Here is a 20,351-nt window from a genome sequence, read left to right on the forward strand (position 1 = left end):
CGCCGATACCGTCCACCGCCATCATCGAGGAGGCCGACCACGTGACGAGGAACAAGCTCCGCCTGGCGATCGTCGGGGCCGGCCCCGCCGGCATCTACGCCGCCGACATCCTGCTGAAGGCCGAGCGCAACTTCGACGTCTCGATCGACCTGTTCGATCACCTGCCCGCACCGTACGGTCTCGTGCGATACGGCGTCGCGCCCGACCACCCTCGGATCAAGGGCATCATCACGGCGCTCCGCGAGGTGCTCGACCGGGGCGACATCCGGATCTTCGGCAACGTCCGGTTCGGCGAGGACCTCACGCTCGACGACCTGAAGCACCACTACCACGCCGTGATCTTCGCGACCGGGGCGGTGCATGATGCGGACCTGCGCATCCCGGGCATCGACCTCGAGGGCTCGTACGGCGCCGCCGACTTCGTGAGCTGGTTCGACGGGCACCCCGACGTGCCGCGCACGTGGCCGCTCGAGGCGAAGGAGGTCGCCGTCATCGGCAACGGCAACGTCGCGCTCGACGTGTCGCGCATCCTCGCCAAGCACGCCGAAGACCTGATGGTCACCGAGATCCCCGACAACGTCGCCGAGATCCTGAAGGCCTCGCCCGTGACGGACGTGCACGTCTTCGGCCGTCGGGGGCCGACCTCGGTGAAGTTCACGCCGCTCGAACTGCGTGAACTCGGAGAGCTGCGCGACGTCGACATGATCGTCTACGACGAGGACTTCGACTACGACGACGCCGCACGGGCGGCCGTCGCGGGCAACAAGCAGGTCTTCGTCATCGACAAGGTGCTCCAGCAGTGGCGGCAGCGCGAGGTCGGCGAGGCATCCCGCCGCCTCCACCTGCACTTCTACGCGAAACCGCTCGAGGTCGTGGACGACGGGAACGGCCGCGTCGGCGCGATCCGCTGGGAGCGCACCGCGCCCGACGGCGAGGGCGGCGTTCGGGGAACCGGCGAGATCCGCGAGCTGCCGATCCAGGCGGTGTACCGGGCGGTCGGGTACTTCGGGTCGCCGCTGCCCGGCGTGCCCTACGACGAGAAGTTCGGGGTGATTCCGAACCACGAGGGCCAGGTGCTCACCCGTGATCCCGAGACCGGCGAGGCACGACAGCTCTACGGCGTCTACGCGACCGGGTGGATCAAGCGCGGGCCCGTCGGGCTCATCGGCCACACCAAGTCCGACGCGATGGAGACGGTCAAGCACCTCATCAACGACCTCGGCAACTGGTGGAACCCCGCCTCGCCGTCGGAGGAGTCGGTGGTCGAGTTGCTCGACTCGCGCGGCATCAGGTGGACCGACCTCGACGGCTGGCACCGGCTGGACCAGCACGAGCTCGAGCTCGGTTCGGGCGAGGGGCGCGTGCGCATCAAGGTCGTGCCGCGCGACGACATGGTCGGGATCTCGCGCGGCGAGGTCTGAGCCCACCACCCGCCCGCTGTGCATGACGGGCCGCGCGCCGAGACGGCTCGGCACTAGGGTGCGAGCATGCCCGCCACGACGCTCACCGTGCTGATCGCGGCACTCGTCGGCGGCGTGATCGGATGGTGGCCACTCGCGGCGTGGGTGCGGTCGAGCCTGCTCCGGCGCGAGGGATTGCCGATTCGGGGCATCCGCGTCGTCGCCGCGGTGTCGACCTCGATCGTGTGGGGCGTCGTCGTGTGGCGGCAGGGCGTCGAGCCGGTGCTGCCCGCGCTGCTCGCCTTCACCGCCGCGGGAGTCGTGCTCGCCATCGTGGACCTCGCCGAGCAGCGGCTGCCGAACCGCGTGGTGGCGGCTGCCGGCGTCGGCACCGGTCTCCTCCTCGTCGTCGCGGCGGCGTTCTCGGGCGAGTGGATGTCGTTCCTCAGCGCCGTGCTCGGCGGCGCTGCGATGTTCGCCGCATACCTGCTGCTCGCCCTCATCGCGCCCTCGGCCATGGGCATGGGCGACGTGAAGCTCGCCGGGGTCATCGGGATGCTGCTCGGCTGGTTCGGCATCACGGCCTGGGTCGTGGGGCTCATCGGCGCGTTCGCGATCGGCGGCGTGGTCGCGGTCGTGGCGCTCGCCACCCGTCGCGTGGGCCTGCGGGGATCGATCCCGTTCGGGCCGTCGATGCTCGCGGGTGCGCTGGGCGCCATGCTCCTCCTCGGCTGAATCACTGCCGGCCGAGCCATGGCCATAGCTAGGCTGGCCGGACGGCGAGGGGAGGCACCGTGGGCACCGTGGGCGAGTCCGGCGGGTGGCGCCCCGACATCCTCGGGGATCGGTTCGAGCAGCGGACGCTGCCGCTCGGCGAGGATGCCGAGGGTGAGGTCGTCGCGACCCTCGTGCGGTACCGGCCGCCGTTCCGGTGGCGACTCGACCGCGGTCCTGCCGCGGGCGCCGACGTGCTGTACGTGCACGGATGGAGCGACTACTTCTTCAACCGCGAGCTCGCCGAGCGCTGGGCGGGCCTCGGTGCGCGTTTCCACGCGCTCGACCTGCGCAAGTACGGTCGCAGCCTCCGCGACGGGCAGACGCCCGGGTACATCACGAACCTCGACGACTACGACGCCGACATCGCGGCGGCGCTCGCCGCGATGGGACGCACGTCGGATGCCCCGGGCGAGCACCCCACGGGAGCTGCACGGCGCCCGCTCATCCTCATGGGCCACTCGACCGGCGGGCTCACGCTGAGCCTGTGGGCGGCGAGGCACCCGGGACTCGCGTCGGCGCTCGTGCTGAACAGCCCATGGCTCGAGTTCCAGCTGAGCCGCCTCGGCCGGCAGGCGCTCGCGCCGGTCGTCGGCTGGGGGGCGCAGCTGAATCCCGGTGCGACGCTTCCCAACGTCGACTTCGGCTTCTACACGCGCGCGGTCGCGGCCGGCGAGGGGGGCGAGTGGGAGTACGACCACGCGTGGCGGCCCGACCGCGGGTTCCCGGTGCATCCGGCTTGGTTGACGGCCATCCTGCGCGGGCACGCGACGATCGAGGCGGGCGTCGACGTCGGATGCCCCGTGCTCACGCTGCTCTCCACCAGGTCGACCTTGCAGGCGCAATGGAGCGAGGCGATGCGCGAGAGCGACGGCGTGCTGGTCGTCGACGAGATCGCCGAACGCTCGCTGCGCCTCGGGCGCGAGGTCGCGGTCGCCCGCATCGACGGCGCCCTGCACGACGTCGTGCTGTCGCGGCCCGCTGCGCGGGAGGCCGCGTACGCCGCGATCGACCGCTGGCTGCGCGGGTACACCCCGCGCCGCTGATGGCCTCGCTGTCGAATGGCCTCGCTGTCGAGCGGCGCCCGCCGACCGACTGCGAACCCCAGCTCAGGCGAGGCCGGCCTCGCGGGCGATCACGGCGAGCTGCATGCGGCTGGCGGCGTCGAGCTTCGCGAGGATGCGCGACACGTGGGTCTTGGCCGTCGGCTCGCTGATCGACAGCTCGGCGGCGAGTTCGGCGTTCGAGAGCCCGCGGCCGAGGGCGCGCAGCACTTCGAGTTCGCGCGGGGTGAGGTCGTCGAGGCCGGCCGGCGGCTGAGGCGGTTTGCGCTCGCCGCCGCCGGTCGCGAGCTCGGCGAGCACCCGCCGGGTGACCTCGGGTGCGAGCGCGCCCTCGCCGCGGGCGACCGCCTGCACGGCGCCGCGCAACTGTTCGGCCGTCGCGGTCTTCAACAGGAACCCGGCGGCGCCGGCCCGCACGGCCCCGAGCACGTCCTCGTCGAGGTCGAAGGCAGTCAGCACGAGCACCTGCGCGGTGCGATCGGCGACGATCTCGCGAGTCGCCGAGATGCCGTCGGTGCCGGGCATCCGGATGTCCATCAGCACCACGTCGGGGCGTAGGGCACGCGCGTTCCGCACGGCGGATGCGCCGTCGGCGGCCTCGCCGACGACCTCGATGCCGTCGCCGTCGAGCAGGCTTCGCAGGCCTGCCCGGATCGCCGCGTGGTCGTCGGCGATGAGCACGCGCACGTTCATCCGGTCCTCCTGGGCAGTCGCGCGGTCACGAGCCAATCCTCGAGGACGGAGGCGGGACCCCCTGCCGTCGACGCACCCGGAACGGCACCCGTCGCCTCGGCGGGTGTCACGGCGGGCACCGGCCCCGCGGTGAGCGTGCCGCCGACGCCCTCGGCGCGGTCGCGCATCATCGGCACGCCGTGCCCGGTGCCGACCGCGCGCACTGCGCGCCCGCCCGACGACCTGACCTGCACGACGACGTCGTCGCCGTCGACCGCGAACGAGAGCTCGACCGCAGCCCCGGGCCGATGCTTCGCTGCGTTGCGCAGGCTCTCGACTACGATGCGTGCGGCGGCCTGGTCGACGGCGGTCGGCAGGGCGGGCGGGGCGCCGACGACCGACACCTCGATCTCGACCGCGGCGACGAGCTCATCGAGGTCGGCCAGCCGGGGCGGTGCCGACCGCCCCTCGTCACCCGTGCGCAGCAGCACGATCATCGACCGCATCTGCTCGAGGCCCGCCACGCTCGCCTCGCGCACGGCGACGAGCGCGGCGCGATCGCGGGCTGCATAGGCGCTTCGTGCCAGCGAGGCCTCCGAGGTGATGGCGATCGCGGCGAGGTTGCCCGCGATCACGTCGTGCAGGTCCTGCGCCATGCGGGCTCGCTCGGCGCGTACGGCCCGCTCGCGTTCGACGGCGGCGAGCCGCTGCGCGTCGTCGGCGCGGGCGGCCTCGCTCGCCGCGAGCTCCCGGCCGCGGCGCACCGCCGACGCCCACCAGTACGGCGTCGCGAGGACCGCGAACGCCTGGATCGCCAGCAGCACCGCCAGCTGTGCGCCGAGTCCCAGGGCCCACGGCAGCACCGCGCTCGCCAACGTGGCCGCGACGATGAGCCAGAACAGGATGCCCCGCGCTCGTGCCGACGCCCAGAACGCGGCCGAGTAGATCAGGTCGAAGAACACGAACAGCATGCCCAGGGTGCCGCCGATCGCGAGGTCGGCGGCGAACAGCGTGGTGCCGGCCGTGAGGGCGATCATCGGATGCCGTCGCCGCCCCAGCATGACCACGAATCCCGCGGCGAGGATCGCGTACCGCCACCCGTCCGGGATCGAAGCCGGGTCGGTCAGGGCGGTCGACGTCCAGATCGGTGGCAGGTCGAGGGCGAGCAGCACGGCGCCCACGCCGACGGTCGCGGCCGCGGAGTACACCTCGGGATGCCCGGCGTACACCGCCTTCGACCGTGCGACGAAGCCGCGGGGGAACTCCATGCTCCTCATCCCAGCACAGCCCGCGAGACGGCGGGTCATCCGAAGGATGCAGGCGGGCGCACCCCTCGGACGTCCTTCGCCCGACGCGCCCGCACGCGATGCCGGTCAGGCTCGGAACATGACCCCGGAATTGGCCCTGACCCTCGGCGCGCTCGCGCTGGTCGACAGCCTCAGCATCGGCACGCTGCTGATCCCGCTGTTCCTGCTCATCGCGCCGGGTCGCGTCCGCGTCGGCCGGATGCTGCTCTACCTCGGCACGATCGCCGGGTTCTACTTCGTCCTCGGCGTCGCGCTCACGGCGGGCGCGGGCGCGATCGTCGAGGGTGCGGCGAGGTGGTTCGAGTCGCCCGTCGCGCGCTGGCTGCAGCTCGTGCTGGGGGCCGGCCTGCTGATCGGCAGCTTCTTCATCGGACGCAAGCCGAAGGGCGACGGCGGAGGCACCGGGGCGGCGAACGACGTCGCGCGAGACCGGGGTGCCGAACGGGCAGACGGGTCCCGCGAGGTCGTCGGTGAGGCATCCGTCGCCGTCGACACCACCGCTCGCATCGGCCGCCTCGCGCGCTGGCGCGGGATCCTGCTCGGCGACGGACCGGCGATCACGGTCGTCGCGGTCGCCCTCGGCGCCGGGCTGATCGAGGCGGCGACCATGCTGCCCTACCTCGGGGCGGTCGGGTTGATCACGAGCGCCGGCCTGCCCGCCGCCACCTGGCTGTGGGTGCTCGCGGCCTACTGCGCGGTGATGATCGTGCCGGCGCTCGTGCTGCTCGCCGTGCGCGTGGTCGCGCGTCGGTTCGTGGAGCCCGGCCTGCAGCGGTTCGCGGCGTGGTTGCAGCGCACCTCGGGCGAGACGACTGCGTGGATCGTCGGCATCGTCGGGTTCCTGCTGTTCCGCGACGCGGTCACCGCGCTCGGGCTGTTCGACGTGATCGACGCGATCAGCGACGAACTGGGCTGAACGGCCCGCGCAGCACCGCCCACTGGAGCAGCATGATCGTCTTCGCGTCGACGATGTCGCGGCCGATCCGGTCGAGGGCGTCGTCGAGGTCGAGTTCGAGCACCTCGATGTCCTCGCCCTCGGCGGCCAGACCCGCCCGCGCCCCATCGGCGATCGAGCCGCGTTCGTACGGAGCGGCGAAGAAGTGCAATCGTTCGGTGACCGACCCCGGGCTCATGTAGACGTCGAAGACGTGCTCGACCTCGCCGACCGAGAGCCCGGTCTCCTCCTCGGCCTCCCGGCGGATGGCCGTCTCCGGGTCGTCGTCGTCGAGCAGCCCTGCAGCCGACTCGATGAGCATGCCGTCGGGGTGCTCGTTCACGTAGGCCGGGAACCGGAACTGCCGGGTGAGCACGACGGTTCGGGCATCCGCGTCGTAGAGCAGGATCGTCGCGCCGTCGCCGCGGTCGTAGGTCTCGCGTTCCTCGGTGGTCCACCGCCCGTCGGCGTGACGGTAGTCGAACGTGGTCGCCCTGGTGACGTACCAGTTGGACGTCAGGACGCGAACGTCGCGCACCACGACGTCGGGATTGCGGTCGAGGTCGCGGCCGACCCGGTCCAGCCCGGTGCGCCCGCGCCGATCGGGCACGTCCACTCCGGGCTGCGGCGTCCGCTCCTCTGGGCCCGATCCGCCGGAGCCCTGCTCGCTCACGCGCGGATCAGCGGAAGTTGACGAACTGGAGGTCGATCTCGAGGTCGGCGGCCTTCAGGATGCGGATCGCCTCCTGCAGGTCGTCGCGGCTCTTCGACGAGACGCGCAGCTCGTCGCCCTGGATCTGGCTCTTGACCGTCTTCGGCGCCTCTTCACGAAGGATCTTGCCGATCTCCTTGGCGTTCTTCTGGTCGATGCCGTTCTTCAGGGCGATCTCGATGCGGAACTCCTTGCCCGACGCGTACGGCTCACCCGCGTCGAGGCTCTTCAGCGTGATGCCGCGCTTGATGAACTTCGACTGCACGACGTCGAGCACCGCCTTGACCCGCTCCTCGGAGCTCGCCCGGAGCAGGATCTTCTCGCCGCTCCACTCGACCGAGGCGCCGACGCCCTTGAAGTCGTAGCGCTGCTCGATCTCCTTTCGCGCCTGGTTGACCGCGTTGTCGGCCTCCATCTTGTCGACCTTGCTGACGATGTCGAACGTCGAATCTGCCATGCGGGCCAGTCTACCGAGCGGGCGGGACTCTCACGCGGACTCCCGCAGCACCTCGACCGGGTCGCCCACGTCCAGGACGTCGACGTCGGATGCCTCGAGCTCGGGCACCAGCCAGATGCCGAACCAGGTCTTGCCGTCGCGGCGGCGATGCCGTGCAAGGGTGCGTATCGGCTCCTTGCCGGTCTCGAGCGTCTCCGGGTCGATGGTCGTCATCACGCACCGGTCGCACGGGCCGAGGACCCGGAACCGGACACCGCCGATGCGGACCAGCTCCCACGTCTCCTCGGCGAACGGCGCTCGCGGGTCGCCGTCGATGACGAGATTCGGGCGGAAGCGCTCGACGACCAGGGGAGGGGCATCCGTCTCGCCGCGATCGATCGCATCCTGCAGCGCGAGCTCGTTCAGCTTCGCGACGGATGCCTCGCTGGCGAGCAGCAGCGGCGCCGCGTCGGCGAGGGTCACCCGATCGCCGGGCAGCCCGCCCAGTTCGGGCTTCACGGTGCGCACGGTCGGGTCGGGCTGCCACACCAGCCGCAGCGGCCGGCCGATGCGCTCGCTCAGCCACGTGTCGGCGCCGGGCCCCGCCGGCAGGGCGGTGCCCTGCCGGGACTGCGTCACCGGCACCGGGGCGGCATCCGTCGGGGCCTCGACGCGAGGCGGCGAATCGCCCGGGCGTTCGCGCTCGCCGAGCACGAGGCCGCCGGCGACGGGCTCGGCGGTGAGACCGAGCAGGCCGTGCGCCTCGCGCGCGGTCACGAGCGCGCCGTCGGCGTCCACGACGGCCCAGCGGCGGTCTCCCTCGAGGCCCCACGGCAGCACCCGGGCGGAGGTGTGATCGGCGCCCGCGAACGACTTGACCGGGTGGATCCGGATCCGGGTGAGCCGCATGCTCAGTCCTGCGGCGGCGTGGCGGTCGACGAGCGCACGCGGAGCTCGAACGGGAGGGCGATGTCGTCGGGCTCGGGCACGCCTCGGCCGGGTTCGAGTTCGTCCATGAGCAGCGCGACGGCGTGCTCGCCCTGGCCGCGCGGGAACTGGGCGACCGTCGTCAATCCGAAGAAGTCCGACAGGTCGTGGTCGTCGATGCCCACGACCGACAGGTCGCGCGGCACGTCGAGCCCGAGGTCGCGGGCGGCGAGGATCGTACCCATCGCCATCTCGTCGGATGCCGCGAAGATCGCCGTCGGGCGGCCATGCGGCGCGCCGAGCAGCTGCTTCGCGGCGTGGTAGCCGCCGCGGACCGTGAAGTCCGCCGGGGCGAAGTACCGAGGCTCGACCTCGATGCCCGCGTCGCCGAGGGCGGCCTCGTAGCCCAGTCGGCGACTCGTGGGCAGGTGGAAGTCGAGGTCGAACTCGAGGTCGCCGCCGATGTGCGCGATGCGACGGTGCCCGAGCGCCAGGAGGTGCTCGGTCGCCAGTCGCGCGACCGCGACGTCGTCGATCGTCAGCGTGTGCACGCCGGGGATCGGCCCGCCCACGCCGACGAGCGGCTTGCCGAGGTCGTGCAGTCGCCGCACCTCGGACTCCGTGAGTTCGAGCGACACGGCGAGGACGGCGTCGACGCGCTGCCGCAGCAGGAAGTGCTCGAACACGCTCGCGCGCTCCTGCCCATCGCCCGAGAGGTTGTAGAGGGTGAGGTCGTAGCCGCGCCGGAGCAGCGCCTGCTGGGCACCCTCGAGCACCGACGAGAAGTACCAGCGGTTCAGGAACGGGATCACGACGCCGACGTTGCGGGTCCGTCCCGACGCCAGGCTCGACGCGTTCGACGAGACGACGTAGCCCAGGCGAGCCGCGGCCTCCTCGACCTTCGCCTTCGACGCGGGGGAGACGTGGCCGCGCCCGGAGAGCGCGCGGGACACCGTGGCGGTCGACACACCCGCCAGTCGTGCCACCTCTTCGATGCCCGCCATGATCACCGAAATCCTAGCGTTCGGCGAGTCGCAGGACCTCGGGAACACGCCCGCCCCGCGTGGCATGTCCCCGGAACGGGGGCGATGCGGTAAGAATGGGCGCTCGGGGCTTGCCTGTCGGGGGGGTGCGGCTCGCCCGCCCGCACCGTCAGAGAAGGAGAGCTCGCGTGAAGTGGGTCAAGCGCATCGTCGTCGCGCTCGTGGTCGTGTTCGCCCTGTTCTACCTCGTCACCCGGCCCGAGGACGCGGCGAACGCCGTGCAGGCCGCGGTCGATGCGGTGTGGAACGCGGTCTCGTCGATCGGCCGGTTCTTCAGTTCGCTCGCCAGCTGAGCCGGGCCGATGAGCCTCATCGACCCGAAGGTGCAGAAGCACCTCATCGCCGACCACGGCGAGGTGATCATCGACGAGGTCGAGAAGCACTGGACGGCGATGATCAAGCCGTTCCTCGAACTGCTGCTCGTGATCCCGGTGCTGCTGCTCATCCTCGTGCTCCCGAAGGAGCTGTACTTCCTGCCCCTGCTCGCGGCGCCGCTCATCCTCCTCCACGCGTCGTGGCGCATCCTCGATGTGCGCATGGACCGGTTCGTCATCACGAACATGCGCGTGTTCCGGGTGCACGGCATCCTGTCGCAGCACATCGCGACCATGCCGATCTCGCGCATCCTCGACATCTCGGTGCGCAAGCCGCTCATCGGCCGGATCCTCGGATACGGGCACTTCGTCTTCGAATCCGCGGCGCAGGACCAGGGCCTGCGCGACATCCTGTACGTCGGCGACCCCGACGAGCGCGGGCTCACGATCCAGCGGGTCATCCAGCAGGCGGGCCTGCGCGGGCCGGCAGGTCAGCGCTCGGGCGGGTACGGCTCGGAGGCTGTTCAGCCGGCGCCGTCGACGACAGGAACGCAACCGCTCGATGTCGGATACGGCGGTCAGGAGCAGGACGACGATGACGGCACGGGCACGAACGAGACCCTCCAGTTCGACCGGATCATCGGCGACCCCACCCGCGTCGACACCGTCGAGCGCGACTCGTGGACGCAGCCGATCCCGACGCAGGACGGGCGCTAGACCCGCCGCCCCGACCACCTCGGGCTGATTTCGCGGTTCGAGGGTGGGCGGGTATCCTTGTTCAGCCCCCGGTTGTGTGCAGAACTCGGTCGGGTGCGATGGCGAGTTACCCAAGCGGCCAAAGGGATCTGACTGTAAATCAGACTGCATTGCATTCGGGGGTTCGAATCCCTCACTCGCCACCATGAAGCCCCGGTTCGCCGGGGCTTTTCGCGTTCGCAGCGGTCGGATGCCCCGGATCGGACGGGTTCTCGGACCAGTTCCCCCGTTCAGGGGAAAATATCGGCTCGTCCGCGTACGCTTGAGCGACCGGTACCCCCCAACCTCACCGGCAGACGGAGCAACCGTGGACCCGGCCGAACTCGCACTCGACCCCGACGAACTGCGGCGACTCGACGAATGCGCGAAGGAGCCCATTCGCACGCCCGGGTCGATCCAGGCGCACGGCACCCTGCTGGGCGTGGACGCCACCGGGCTCATCTCGGTCGTGAGCGAGAATGCCGAGCACTGGCTCGGGCATCCGGTGCTCGACGTCGGCAACGACGAGCTCGAATACGCGGTGCGCACCGGACGCTCGATCGACCCGGTCCGCATCACGTGGGAGGGACTCGAGTCGGACGCGATCGTGCACCGTGCCGACGGCCTCACCATCGTGGAGATCGAGCCCGTTCCCGACGGCGAGGAGTACGCGCGCACCGCGGTCGTCGGCGCCATCATGCGCGTGGCGACCATGAGCACGGCCGACGAACTCCGGCAGATGGCCGCCGCGGAGATCCGCGAGATCACCGGCTTCGACCGCGTGATGGTCTACCACTTCCACGAGGACGGGCACGGCGAGGTGGTCGCCGACGACCGGGCCGACGACCTCGAGCCCTACCTCGGGCTGCACTTCCCCGCGTCCGACATCCCCCTGCAGGCGCGTGCGCTCTACATCTCCAAGGTCGGCCGGATGATCGCCAGCACGTCGGATCGCGGCATCCCGCTGCTGTCGCTGGCCGACGACCCGAGGTCGATCGACCTGTCGAACGCCGAGCTGCGCAGCGTCTCGCCGTACCACCTCCAGTACATGCGCAACATGGGTCAGGCCTCGACCTTCTCGCTCTCGATCGTCGAGGACGGCCGCCTGGTCGGCATGATCACGTGCGCGCACCGCACCGAGCGCCGGCTCCCCGTGCTGCTTCGCCGCGCGCTCGAGGTGCTCGCCCAGCAGATCTCGCTGCAGCTCGCCTCGATGCGCGAGATCTCGCGCCTTCGGCACGTCGTCGAGGTCCGCGAGCGCCGGGCCCGGCTGCTGGCTCCGCTCTACGGCTCGGACGACATCCACTCGGCGCTGCTGTCGGGTTCCGAGACCGTCCGCGACCTCGTCCCGGCCGACGGCGTCATCGTGCGCGTCGGCGGAACGGCCCGATCGGCCGGGGAAGTGCCGCCGCTCGGCGCGGTCCTCCGCGCGGTCGAGCGCCTCGGCGGCGGGGCGTTCGTGTCGGAGTGCCTGACCACCGACCGCCCCGACATCGCCGACCTGCTCCCGGGAGTGGCCGGCCTGCTGGTCGTGCCGCTGGTCGAGAGCGGCGACATGCTGGTCTTCTTCCGGGTGGAGGTCGCGCGCGAGATCGGCTGGCTCGGCGATCCCGGTCCGGCGCACCGGCCGGCGGGCGGCCTGTCGCCGCGCACCTCGTTCGCGGCATGGCGGTACACCGTCCGAGACCGCAGCGAGCCGTGGGGCACGGCGTTCGACGAGGCCGGCGAGCTCGGGCGCGAGCTCGAGGTCGCATTGCAGCGTCGCGCCGAAGCCCAGTTGGCCGAGCTCGCGATGCGCGACGCGCTCACCGGCCTGTACAACCGCCGCTACCTGGTGGAGCGCCTCGCGACGCGCGGGCCCGTCGGCGAAGCCGGCAAGGCGCTGCTCTTCGTCGACCTCGACGACTTCAAGGGGGTCAACGACCAGCACGGCCACGACGTCGGCGACGCGGTGATCCTCGAGGTCGCGAACCGCCTGGCGGCGCACTCGCGCGAGCAGGACGACGTGGTGCGCCTCGGCGGCGACGAGTTCGTCGTGCTGCTCGACGGCGTGATCGGCGAGGACGTCGAGGCGATCGCCGACCGCATGGTCCAGGCGATCGCGATGCCGATCGTCGCGGGTCGGGTGCTGCTGACCGTCACCGCCTCGTGCGGTGTCGTGATCGCGGCTCCCGGGTCACCGCGGATCGGCCTGCTCGAGGCCGCCGATGCCGCGATGTACCGGGCGAAGCACGCGGGGCGCAACCGCATCTCGCTGTAGCGGCGAGCTCAACCGGCCTTCGGCTCCGGCACGATGCGCATGCCGGATGCCCCGTTCGCCGAGTCGATGAGCTCCTCGAGCCAGAGCCGGTTGATGTCGGACACCGCCCCGTCGAACTCGAAGCGCAGCGTCGCGGCGGGGTTGATCCACACCTGCTGACGTCCTCCGCCCTCGGACTCGACGGAGAGCGCGAAGCTCTCCTTGCGCCGGAGCTTCGCGAGCACGACGAATTCCACGTGCGCGAGCGTGCGGTCGGGGAGCTCGAAGGAGGCCGGAGGCGAGCCGTAATGCAGGTGTCCCATCGGATCGATCCTAGTTGGGCGGTAGCCTGAAACGGTGACCCTCGTGCATCGCTTGACCGTGGACGGCCGTGACTACTTCCTGCCGGACCCCGTGACCGAACTCAAGACGCAGATCCTCGACGCGATCCGCCAGGGCGGCGGATACGTGAACATCCCGCCGCTGCGCGGCGGTCCGGGGATCGACATCCTGTTCTCGCCGGGCATGCCGGTGACCTGGTCGCAGATCGATGTCGGCGGCGACATCGGCGACCGGAGCGACGAGAAATCCGGCGGCAGCGCCGACGACGACTTCAACCTGTAGGCCGTCAGGCCATGGTGAGCACGGGCTCGAGCTCCTCGGCGGTCACCGCCGGGGAGAAGTAGAAGCCCTGCGCGCGGTCGCATCCCCACGCGCGAGCCCGTTCGAGGTCTTCGGCGGTCTCGACGCCCTCGGCGACGACCAGCGCGTCACGGCCGTGCGCGATCTCGACGCAGGTCGCGACGAGCGCGTCGGTCTCGGGCCGGTCGTCGCGCATGAGCGAGCGGTCGATCTTGACCTCGGTGAACGGGATGTTGCGCAGCCCCTCGACCGACGTGAAACCGGCTCCGAAGTCGTCGATGGAGACCCCGACGCCGCCGTCGATGAGCGCCTGCATGGCCTCGTGCTCCTCGCACGAGTCCGTGAGCGCCGGAGTCTCGGTGATCTCGGCCGTGACCGTGCCCCGTGGCAGTCCGAGCCGGCGAACGAGGTCGAGCACCGCGCGCGCGAACTCGGGACGGAGCTCGGTCGGTGACACGTTGACGGCGAGTCCGACCCGAACGCCCTTTCGGCGCCATTCGACCAGTCTGCGGCCGGACTGCTCGAGGATCACCCGGCCGAGTTCGCCGATGAGACCGGCCCGCTCCGCGAGCGGGATGAACCGATCGGGCATGATCATGCCGCGGTCGGGGTGTTGCCAGCGGCACAGGGCCTCGACCGCGACCGGGCGGCCCGAGTTCAGGTCGTACTCCGGTTGGAAGTAGGGAACCAACTCTCCGCGGCGCACGGCACGCCGCAGTTCCCTGGTGCCCCCGGTCGGCGTGTGGTTCGGATTCCGCCCCTGCATCGCTCCAGAATCCCCCGTGTCAAGTCCCGCTGGCAAACCTCGCTTCATCTCAGATTCGGGGTGTATGCTCCGCGACCGGTCAGGTGAGTCGGCGTGTCGAGTCGACGGCCCAGCACGCGCGAAGCCGATATCCTTCCCGTGATGGGCACTCTCACCTATGACTCCAAGCTGGTCGTCTCGTTCGACGACCGGGTGCTCGCGCACCTGCAGGCCGTGATCTGGGCGAAGCTGCGTCGCGGCGAGCCGTTCGCGTTCACCTGGACCGAGTCCTCGTCGGGCAGCGGGTTCGGGCGCACCTCGGTGTGGCTCGCGCCGTCGATCCCGGTCGCGTTCGAGTACTTCGGCGGGCGGGCGCCGCGCCTGAACCAGGCCTGGGTCGGCGTGCTGTCGCGGTCGGCGAACTCGGCGGGCGGGCTGACCATCGTTCCCGAGCCTCCGGACGCCGAAGGCTGATCCGCCGCGCTCAGTTCGCGTCGGGTGCGTCCTCCGTGCCGGGCTCCGGCACGAGCACGAGCCCGCCGGGGGAGTTGGCCGCCTTCGTCAGCGCGCGGATCCACGCCGGGTCGAGGGCGATGTCGCGGCCGTCGAAGAACTCGAACACGATCGGGATGTCCGGCGAGAGCCAGATCGAGTTGCGCCCGCTGCCCTGCTCGACCGGCGTCTCCCACGAGAACGCGAACGACTCGCCCCGCCGCAGCTTCGCGAGGATGACGCTGCGGAGGTGCGCGAGCGGCCGGTCCTCGATCTGCACGGTCCGGATGAAGCGATAGGTCAGGATGCCCACCGCATCAGCATGCCATGTCGGCCGCGGCCGAACGCGCGTCAGCGGCGCCGAAGCGCCTTGAGCCCCTCCACCGCGAGGAAGATCGCGATCGCGAGCAGCGCCGGGACGACCCACGACTGCGGCGCCAGCGGCTCGGCCTCGAAGAGCGTCTGCATGAACGGGACGTAGGTGTAGACGAGTTGCAGGGCGAGCAGCGCGAGACTCGACCACCACACCATCGGGTTGCCCCGGAACACGTCGATCGTGAGGCTCGACCGGTTCAGGAACCGGCAGTTGAAGAGGTACGCGAGCTGCCCGAGGGTCAGCATCAGCACCGTCTGGGTGCGCGCGTAGTCCAGGTCGACCCCGGCGGCGAGTTGGGCGTAGAACAACCCGATCGCCGCGCCGCCGATGAGCACCGAGACGGCGAGCACGAAGCCGAGCTCGCGGAGGCTGATGATCGACCCGCCGGGCTTCCTCGGCGGCCGCGACATGATCCCACGTTCCGCGGGTTCGTAGGCGAGCGCGAGCGAGAGCGTGATCGCCGTGACCATGTTCACCCAGAGCACCTGCACCGGCGTGAGCGGGAGGGTCAGGCCGAACAGTACCGCGACGAGGATGACCAGCGACTGCGCACCGTTCGTGGGCAGCAGGAAGACGACCGACTTCCGCAGGTTGTCGTAGATCCGACGCCCTTCGCGGATCGCCGAGCGGATGGTCGCGAAGTTGTCGTCGGCGAGCACGATCTCGGCGGCCTCCTTGGTCGCCTCGGTGCCCTTGATGCCCATCGCGATGCCGACGTCGGCGCGAGTGAGCGCGGGAGCGTCGTTGACGCCGTCGCCCGTCATCGCCACGACCTCGTCGTGCGATTGCAGGGCCCGAACGATGCGGATCTTGTGCTCGGGGCTCGTCCGCGCATACACGTGGACATCCCGCACGACCTCCTTGAGCTGTTCCTGGCTCATCTGCTCGAGCTCGGTCCCGGCGAGCACGCGCACGTCGCCTGCGGCGGAGGCATCCACGATGCCCATCTCGCGGGCGATCGCGAGCGCCGTGCCGCCGTGGTCGCCGGTGATCATCTTGACGTCCACGTGCGCCGCGTGGCAGTCGGCGATCGCCTCGATCGCCTCGGGTCGCGGCGGGTCGACGATGCCCCACAGGCCGAGGAACTCGAGGTCCTGCAGATCCTCGATCGCGACGGTGGCCGTGTCGGGGCGGACCGGCTTGCGAGCCGCGGCGAGCACGCGAAGGCCCTGCCCACTGAGTTCGGCGACGCGCTCCTCCCATCGCACCGCGTCCAGGGGTTCTGCACCGTCGCGCCCGCGCTGCGTGAGCGATCGCTCGAGCAGGCGGTCGGGCGCCCCCTTCACGAGGATGGCCCGCGCGCCGTCCCCGGCGTCGTTGAGCGTCGCCATGAACTTGTTCGCCGAGTCGAATGGGACCACGTCGACGCGCGTGCTCGCGGACTTCACGCCGCCCTTCATCGCGACGACCTTGAGCGCGCCCTCGGTCGGCTCGCCGACGAGCGACCAGTGGCCGGCGTCGTCCTGCACGATGTGCGCGTCATTGCAGAGGGTCGCGACCGCGAGTATCGCGGCGAGGTCCGGATGCGTCGCCGGTGCGGCATCCGATGCCGTCTCGCCCGCCGTGGCGACCGTGATCGCCCCGTTCGGCTCGTAGCCGATGCCGGCCACCGCGTACGAGCGGACACCCGTGACCACGCTGCGCACCGTCATCTCGTTCTTCGTGAGGGTGCCGGTCTTGTCGGAGCACACCGTCGTCACCGACCCGAGCGCCTCGACCGCGGTGAGCTTGCGGGTGATGGCGTTGCGCTTCGCCATCTGCTGCACCCCGATCGCGAGCGTGATCGTGACGAGCGCCGGCAGGCCCTCGGGGATCGCGGCGACCGCGAACCCGATCGCCGCGGAGATCAGGTCGGCGAACGGCATGCCGTGCAGGAACCGCCCGATCAGCAGCATCACCACGGCCATGCCGAGGATCACCAGGGTCAGCACCCGGCCGAAGGCATCCAGTTGCTTCGTCAGGGGAGTATCCAGCGAACCCGCCTCGCCGACGAGGCTCTGGATCTTGCCGATCTCGGTCGCGATGCCCGTGCCGGTCACGATGCCGCGCCCCTGCCCGGCGGACACGATCGTGCCGGAGAACGCCATCGAGGCGCGGTCGCCGATGCCCGCGTCCGATGCGACGGGCTCGACGTCCTTCGAGGCCGGCACGGACTCGCCGGTCAGGGCCGACTCGTCGATGCGGAGCTGGAACGACTGGATCAGGCGAACGTCGGCGGGAACCTTGTCGCCGGGCATCAGCCGGACCACGTCGCCCGGCACGAGGTCCGCCGCCGGAACGGTCGCCCAGGCGCCATCGCGGCGCACGCTGGCATCGGCCGACAGCATCCCGCGGATGCCCGCGAGCGCTTTCTCGGCACGCCCCTCCTGGAGGTATCCGATGACGGCGTTGATGATCGTCACCGCGAGGATGACCCAGAAGTCGAGCCAGTCCGCCATCACCGCCTTGATCGCCGCGGCGCCGAGCAGGATGTAGATCAGCGTGTCGTTGAAATGCGCCAGGAATCGGACGATCGCCGGCTTGCGTTTCGGCTCCGGCAGCAGGTTGGGTCCGGCCACCGCGAGACGAGCGGATGCCTCGGCCCCCGTGAGCCCCGCCGGTTCCGTGCCGAGGAGCTCGGCCACGCGGTCGGATTCGAGCGCGTACGGCCGGTCGACGCCCAGGCCGTCGCCGGCGTGCTGCCGCGCATCCTGCACGGTCGCAGGTCCCGCCGCCCGCATCTCCTCACCCGACCCAGCGCCCATCGACGCCACCCCCTTCGCGTCCACCCGTCCCAGTCTCTCGACTGCGCCGTGGCGGGGGAAGTGCCGCGCGGGATTCGCCCGACGTTCGGCCGTGCGCCCGCCCCCGTCGAACCGGCACGCGGCGCACGCGCGTAGCGTGGGGCCATGACCGCCGAAGCATCCGTGCCCGTGCCCACCGACCTGCTCGACCTCGCCCGCAGCATCGCGATCCGCGCCGCCGGCTCGGCGCTCGACGCTCGCCGCGCCGGCGTGGAGGTGGCGGCGACCAAGTCGACGCCGACCGACATCGTCACCGCGGCCGACCGCGACACCGAGGCGCTCATCCGCGACGCGATCCTCGAGGCGCGCCCCGACGACGGCATCGTCGGTGAGGAGGATGCCGCGCGCGTCGGCGCCAGCGGGGTCACCTGGGTCGTCGACCCCATCGACGGCACCGTCAACTTCCTCTACGGCATCCCGGCGTGGGCGGTCAGCATCGCCGTCGTGTCCGGGCCGCCGACCCCCGACGCCTGGACCGCCCTCGCGGGGGTGGTCGTCAATCCGGTCTCGGGCGAGGTGTTCGAGGCATCAGCGGCCGGTGGGGCGCGCGTCACCTCGACCGACGGCAGCGTCCGGGAACTGGCCGTCAACGCCGGCGTGCCCCTCTCGCACGCACTCGTCGGCACCGGATTCGGGTACTCCGTCGAACGGCGTCGCGAACAGGCCGCGGTCGTCGCGGCGCTGCTGCCCGAGGTCCGTGACATCCGCCGGATCGGATCCGCCGCGCTCGACCTGTGCGCGCTCGCCGCAGGCAGGCTCGACGCCCACTACGAGGTCGGCCTGAACGCGTGGGACCACGCCGCCGGCGCGCTGATCGCCCGCGAGGCCGGTGCGCAGGTATCCGGCATCGACGGCGGATCCGAGGGCTCCGCACTACTCGTCGCAGCGGGCCCGGACCTGCACCCGGACCTCTGCGCCGCGCTGCGTGCCGCGGGCCTGCGGGCCTGACCTCCGGCAGCGCCGCCGGCGGCGACGCGATCCGTCGCCGAGGCGCTGCTCGGATGAGCGATCCGTCGGTGTCGCGTGGCGAGAACGGATGCCTCGGGGTACGCTTTACCGATCCGTTATCTCGGCGTAGCGTCGTGATGCTCACCTCCTCACCGGTCCGTTCCCCTACGCCGAAGGTCCCCCACGTGCCCGAGTCCCCCCTCGTGCCCGACGGTTCAACGCCAGGCACCCAGCATGCTGCTGGGCGACCCCTGACGCGACGCGAACTTCGGGAGCGCGAGGCGCGCGCGGCCGGCGGCCAGCAGGGGGCCGGAGCGCCGCAGGCCGGCGGATTCGAGGCGTTGCTTGCCGGGAACGCTCACGGCGGTCAGCCGCAGGTCGTTCAGCCGCAGGTCGTCCAGCCGGTCGTTCAGCAGGCGCCGGTGGTCCGCCAGGCGCCGGTCGTCCAGGAGCCGGCTCCGCCGGCCAGGGGCCGTCGTTCGGCGGGACCCGCGACGGACGAGCCGCAGGCGCGACCGTCGCAGGCGCAGCAGGCACCCGTGCAGCAGGCGCGACCGATGCAGGCGCCGCTGGCCCCCGAGCAGCCACGCCCGATGCAGGCGCCGCAGGCGCAGCAAGCACCCATGCGGCAACCGGAGTCCGCACCGGCACCGCAGCCGCAGCCGGCACCGCAGCCACGCCCGACGCACCAGTCGCAGCAGCCACGCCCGACGAACCAGTCGCAGCAGCCTCAGTCTGTGGCACAGCCGCAGCTGCGCCGGCCGCAGCCGGCTCAGCAGGCGCAGCCGTCCGTGCCGCGAGCACCGCACCAGTCGATCGCCGAGTCCTCCGCCGACTTCGCTGCCCTCCTCGGAGCCGCCGCGAATCAACCTGCGCTGACGTTGCACAGCGGGGCCGACCGCGCCGCCGACGCCGCGCCGCAGCATCCGACGCGCCGTGCGCGAGCCGCGGCATCCGAGTCGCCCGCTCCCGAACCTTCGCGCTCGCGGCCGGTGACGCGGCGGACGGTTTCCGGGCAGGAGTCCGATCGCGCGACATCCGCCCTCACCCAGCCGCAGCCCGCGTCCGTCGCGACGCCCCGTCGGCGCAAGGGGCGCGCGCTCCGTGCCGTCGTCGCGATGGGTTTCGCCGCGACGCTCGCGCTGGCGACCTCGGTCCCGGCGCTGTCGCTGCTCACCGCCGACGACGTCCAGGCGCTCGCACTCGCCGCGGCGAGCCAGCGCGACGGCGGTTCGCAGGTGGTCTCGGTCGAGGGCGACCTCATCGCCTCCCCGCAGGTCGCCCGCGAGGGGTACCAGCACCAGTCGATCGCCGAATACGCCGCGGCAGCCGGCATCCGTCCGGCCGCGACGTTCACGAACAACCCGCTCGGCACGATCCAGTGGCCGTTCGCGGTCGGCGTCACGATCGGCGACCGGTTCGGGTACCGGGACTGCGCGGGCTGCTCGTCGGATCACCACGGCCAGGACTTCAACCCGGGGTACGGCGCCGAGATCCAGTCGATCGCCGACGGCGTGGTCGTCGAGTCGACGGACTCGGGCGGGTCGCTCGGCGTCGTGATGATGATCGACCACGAGATCGACGGCGAGAAGATCACCAGCGTCTACGCGCACATGCAGTACGACTCGCGGCGGTTCCAGATCGGCGACACGGTCGAAGTCGGCGACGTCCTCGGCAAGACCGGCAGCACCGGCATGTCGACCGGCCCGCACCTGCACTTCGAGATCCGCATCGGCGGGATGAACGGCGAGTGGGTCGACCCGCTCGAGTGGCTCTACGACAACACGAACTGACGCTGCGGCGTCGCC

The 20,351-nt window shown here is 71.4% G+C and carries 22 protein-coding genes and 1 tRNA gene; 12 read left to right on the forward strand and 11 right to left on the reverse strand.

Annotated features, from left to right (window positions below):
• Positions 1-41 precede the first annotated feature (41 nt).
• From ELQ40_RS02095 to ELQ40_RS02105, 3 genes are all read left to right on the forward strand, one after another.
• A complete protein-coding gene (locus ELQ40_RS02095; protein WP_127792185.1) occupies positions 42-1,421 on the forward strand; it encodes an FAD-dependent oxidoreductase in 1,380 nt (459 codons plus the stop codon).
• 66 nt (positions 1,422-1,487) lie between these two features.
• Positions 1,488-2,135, forward strand: coding sequence for an A24 family peptidase (locus ELQ40_RS02100; protein ID WP_127792186.1), 648 nt, complete (start codon positions 1,488-1,490; stop codon positions 2,133-2,135).
• 68 nt (positions 2,136-2,203) lie between these two features.
• Positions 2,204-3,220 (forward strand): alpha/beta fold hydrolase, encoded by a 1,017-nt coding sequence (locus ELQ40_RS02105; RefSeq protein WP_127795082.1) that lies wholly within the window; start codon positions 2,204-2,206, stop codon positions 3,218-3,220.
• A 63-nt stretch (positions 3,221-3,283) separates the two neighbouring features.
• Here the strand turns inward: ELQ40_RS02105 and ELQ40_RS02110 are convergent, their stop codons facing one another.
• Both ELQ40_RS02110 and ELQ40_RS02115 read right to left on the reverse strand, forming a co-directional pair.
• Positions 3,284-3,931 (reverse strand): response regulator transcription factor, encoded by a 648-nt coding sequence (locus ELQ40_RS02110; protein WP_127792187.1) that lies wholly within the window; start codon positions 3,929-3,931, stop codon positions 3,284-3,286.
• Positions 3,928-5,178, reverse strand: coding sequence for a sensor histidine kinase (locus tag ELQ40_RS02115; protein ID WP_127792188.1), 1,251 nt, complete (start codon positions 5,176-5,178; stop codon positions 3,928-3,930). The genes ELQ40_RS02110 and ELQ40_RS02115 overlap by 4 nt, the downstream gene beginning before the upstream one ends.
• A 118-nt stretch (positions 5,179-5,296) precedes the next feature.
• On the opposite strand from ELQ40_RS02115, the gene ELQ40_RS02120 reads away from it, so the two are divergent.
• Complete coding sequence (locus ELQ40_RS02120) at positions 5,297-6,133, forward strand: GAP family protein (protein ID WP_127792189.1); 837 nt, start codon at positions 5,297-5,299, stop codon at positions 6,131-6,133.
• Here the strand turns inward: ELQ40_RS02120 and ELQ40_RS02125 are convergent.
• From ELQ40_RS02125 to ELQ40_RS02140, 4 genes are read right to left on the reverse strand one after another with little or no spacing between them, the layout of a single operon-like run.
• On the reverse strand, positions 6,114-6,824 hold the full coding sequence (locus ELQ40_RS02125; protein WP_127792190.1) for an NUDIX domain-containing protein: 711 nt from the start codon (positions 6,822-6,824) through the stop codon (positions 6,114-6,116). The two genes, ELQ40_RS02120 and ELQ40_RS02125, sit on opposite strands and share 20 nt — an antisense overlap.
• A 7-nt stretch (positions 6,825-6,831) precedes the next feature.
• Entirely contained in the window at positions 6,832-7,320 is a 489-nt protein-coding gene (locus tag ELQ40_RS02130; RefSeq protein WP_127792191.1) for a YajQ family cyclic di-GMP-binding protein, read from the reverse strand.
• A 30-nt stretch (positions 7,321-7,350) separates the two neighbouring features.
• Positions 7,351-8,208, reverse strand: coding sequence for an MOSC domain-containing protein (locus ELQ40_RS02135; protein ID WP_127792192.1), 858 nt, complete (start codon positions 8,206-8,208; stop codon positions 7,351-7,353).
• Between the two features lie 2 nt (positions 8,209-8,210).
• Complete coding sequence (locus ELQ40_RS02140; protein WP_127792193.1) at positions 8,211-9,230, reverse strand: LacI family DNA-binding transcriptional regulator; 1,020 nt, start codon at positions 9,228-9,230, stop codon at positions 8,211-8,213.
• 167 nt (positions 9,231-9,397) lie between these two features.
• Between ELQ40_RS02140 and ELQ40_RS18690 the strand changes: the two genes are divergently transcribed.
• The 4 genes from ELQ40_RS18690 (at position 9,398) to ELQ40_RS02155 (ending at position 12,578) form a co-directional block, all read left to right on the forward strand.
• A complete protein-coding gene (locus ELQ40_RS18690; RefSeq protein ID WP_164863447.1) occupies positions 9,398-9,562 on the forward strand; it encodes a hypothetical protein in 165 nt (54 codons plus the stop codon).
• A gap of 9 nt (positions 9,563-9,571) precedes the next feature.
• Entirely contained in the window at positions 9,572-10,300 is a 729-nt protein-coding gene (locus tag ELQ40_RS02145; RefSeq protein ID WP_127792194.1) for a PH domain-containing protein, read from the forward strand.
• 100 nt (positions 10,301-10,400) lie between these two features.
• Positions 10,401-10,485: transfer RNA gene (locus ELQ40_RS02150), tRNA-Tyr, on the forward strand.
• Between the two features lie 161 nt (positions 10,486-10,646).
• Positions 10,647-12,578, forward strand: a complete 1,932-nt coding sequence (locus ELQ40_RS02155) for a diguanylate cyclase (protein ID WP_240665906.1) — start codon at positions 10,647-10,649, stop codon at positions 12,576-12,578.
• An 8-nt stretch (positions 12,579-12,586) separates the two neighbouring features.
• On the opposite strand, the gene ELQ40_RS02160 is transcribed toward ELQ40_RS02155, so the two are convergent.
• On the reverse strand, positions 12,587-12,880 hold the full coding sequence (locus ELQ40_RS02160) for a hypothetical protein (RefSeq protein ID WP_127792195.1): 294 nt from the start codon (positions 12,878-12,880) through the stop codon (positions 12,587-12,589).
• A gap of 34 nt (positions 12,881-12,914) precedes the next feature.
• Between ELQ40_RS02160 and ELQ40_RS02165 the strand changes: the two genes are divergently transcribed.
• A complete protein-coding gene (locus ELQ40_RS02165) occupies positions 12,915-13,181 on the forward strand; it encodes a hypothetical protein (RefSeq protein WP_127792196.1) in 267 nt (88 codons plus the stop codon).
• Positions 13,182-13,185: 4 nt separating this feature from the next.
• Here ELQ40_RS02165 and ELQ40_RS02170 read toward each other — a convergent pair whose 3' ends face one another.
• Positions 13,186-13,965, reverse strand: coding sequence for an EAL domain-containing protein (locus ELQ40_RS02170; RefSeq protein WP_164863448.1), 780 nt, complete (start codon positions 13,963-13,965; stop codon positions 13,186-13,188).
• 141 nt (positions 13,966-14,106) lie between these two features.
• Between ELQ40_RS02170 and ELQ40_RS02175 the strand changes: the two genes are divergently transcribed.
• Positions 14,107-14,418 (forward strand): ATP-dependent DNA ligase, encoded by a 312-nt coding sequence (locus ELQ40_RS02175; protein ID WP_127792198.1) that lies wholly within the window; start codon positions 14,107-14,109, stop codon positions 14,416-14,418.
• A gap of 10 nt (positions 14,419-14,428) precedes the next feature.
• Here the strand turns inward: ELQ40_RS02175 and ELQ40_RS02180 are convergent, their stop codons facing one another.
• The gene (locus ELQ40_RS02180) at positions 14,429-14,749 is read right to left on the reverse strand and encodes an ATP-dependent DNA ligase (protein WP_127792199.1); all 321 of its coding nucleotides are present in this window, start codon (positions 14,747-14,749) and stop codon (positions 14,429-14,431) included.
• Between the two features lie 38 nt (positions 14,750-14,787).
• Complete coding sequence (locus tag ELQ40_RS02185) at positions 14,788-17,532, reverse strand: HAD-IC family P-type ATPase (RefSeq protein ID WP_127795084.1); 2,745 nt, start codon at positions 17,530-17,532, stop codon at positions 14,788-14,790.
• Between the two features lie 168 nt (positions 17,533-17,700).
• Between ELQ40_RS02185 and ELQ40_RS02190 the strand changes: the two genes are divergently transcribed.
• Positions 17,701-18,543, forward strand: a complete 843-nt coding sequence (locus tag ELQ40_RS02190) for an inositol monophosphatase family protein (protein ID WP_127792200.1) — start codon at positions 17,701-17,703, stop codon at positions 18,541-18,543.
• A gap of 215 nt (positions 18,544-18,758) precedes the next feature.
• Here the strand turns inward: ELQ40_RS02190 and ELQ40_RS18695 are convergent, their stop codons facing one another.
• Positions 18,759-19,160, reverse strand: coding sequence for a hypothetical protein (locus ELQ40_RS18695; RefSeq protein WP_164863449.1), 402 nt, complete (start codon positions 19,158-19,160; stop codon positions 18,759-18,761).
• Between the two features lie 120 nt (positions 19,161-19,280).
• On the opposite strand from ELQ40_RS18695, the gene ELQ40_RS18700 reads away from it, so the two are divergent.
• Positions 19,281-20,336 carry a M23 family metallopeptidase gene (locus ELQ40_RS18700; protein ID WP_164863450.1) on the forward strand — a complete coding sequence of 352 codons (1,056 nt, stop codon included), beginning with the start codon at positions 19,281-19,283 and terminating at the stop codon, positions 20,334-20,336.
• The last annotated feature ends 15 nt before the right edge of the window (positions 20,337-20,351 follow it).

The sequence above is a fragment of the Agromyces sp. LHK192 genome, assembly GCF_004006235.1.
In the GTDB taxonomy this organism is placed as follows: domain Bacteria; phylum Actinomycetota; class Actinomycetes; order Actinomycetales; family Microbacteriaceae; genus Agromyces.

Excerpts from the sequence above, each read along its gene's own strand:
- ELQ40_RS02100 (WP_127792186.1), top strand. The coding sequence starts at position 1,488 with ATGCCCGCCACGACGCTCACCGTGCTGATCGCGGCACTCGTCGGCGGC.
- ELQ40_RS02110 (WP_127792187.1), bottom strand. The coding sequence starts at position 3,931 with ATGAACGTGCGCGTGCTCATCGCCGACGACCACGCGGCGATCCGGGCA.
- ELQ40_RS02115 (WP_127792188.1), bottom strand. The coding sequence starts at position 5,178 with ATGGAGTTCCCCCGCGGCTTCGTCGCACGGTCGAAGGCGGTGTACGCC.
- ELQ40_RS02120 (WP_127792189.1), top strand. The coding sequence starts at position 5,297 with ATGACCCCGGAATTGGCCCTGACCCTCGGCGCGCTCGCGCTGGTCGAC.
- ELQ40_RS02130 (WP_127792191.1), bottom strand. The coding sequence starts at position 7,320 with ATGGCAGATTCGACGTTCGACATCGTCAGCAAGGTCGACAAGATGGAG.
- ELQ40_RS02135 (WP_127792192.1), bottom strand. The coding sequence starts at position 8,208 with ATGCGGCTCACCCGGATCCGGATCCACCCGGTCAAGTCGTTCGCGGGC.
- ELQ40_RS02140 (WP_127792193.1), bottom strand. The coding sequence starts at position 9,230 with ATGGCGGGCATCGAAGAGGTGGCACGACTGGCGGGTGTGTCGACCGCC.
- ELQ40_RS02145 (WP_127792194.1), top strand. The coding sequence starts at position 9,572 with ATGAGCCTCATCGACCCGAAGGTGCAGAAGCACCTCATCGCCGACCAC.
- ELQ40_RS02160 (WP_127792195.1), bottom strand. The coding sequence starts at position 12,880 with ATGGGACACCTGCATTACGGCTCGCCTCCGGCCTCCTTCGAGCTCCCC.
- ELQ40_RS02170 (WP_164863448.1), bottom strand. The coding sequence starts at position 13,965 with ATGCAGGGGCGGAATCCGAACCACACGCCGACCGGGGGCACCAGGGAA.
- ELQ40_RS02175 (WP_127792198.1), top strand. The coding sequence starts at position 14,107 with ATGGGCACTCTCACCTATGACTCCAAGCTGGTCGTCTCGTTCGACGAC.
- ELQ40_RS02185 (WP_127795084.1), bottom strand. The coding sequence starts at position 17,532 with ATGCGGGCGGCGGGACCTGCGACCGTGCAGGATGCGCGGCAGCACGCC.
- ELQ40_RS02190 (WP_127792200.1), top strand. The coding sequence starts at position 17,701 with ATGACCGCCGAAGCATCCGTGCCCGTGCCCACCGACCTGCTCGACCTC.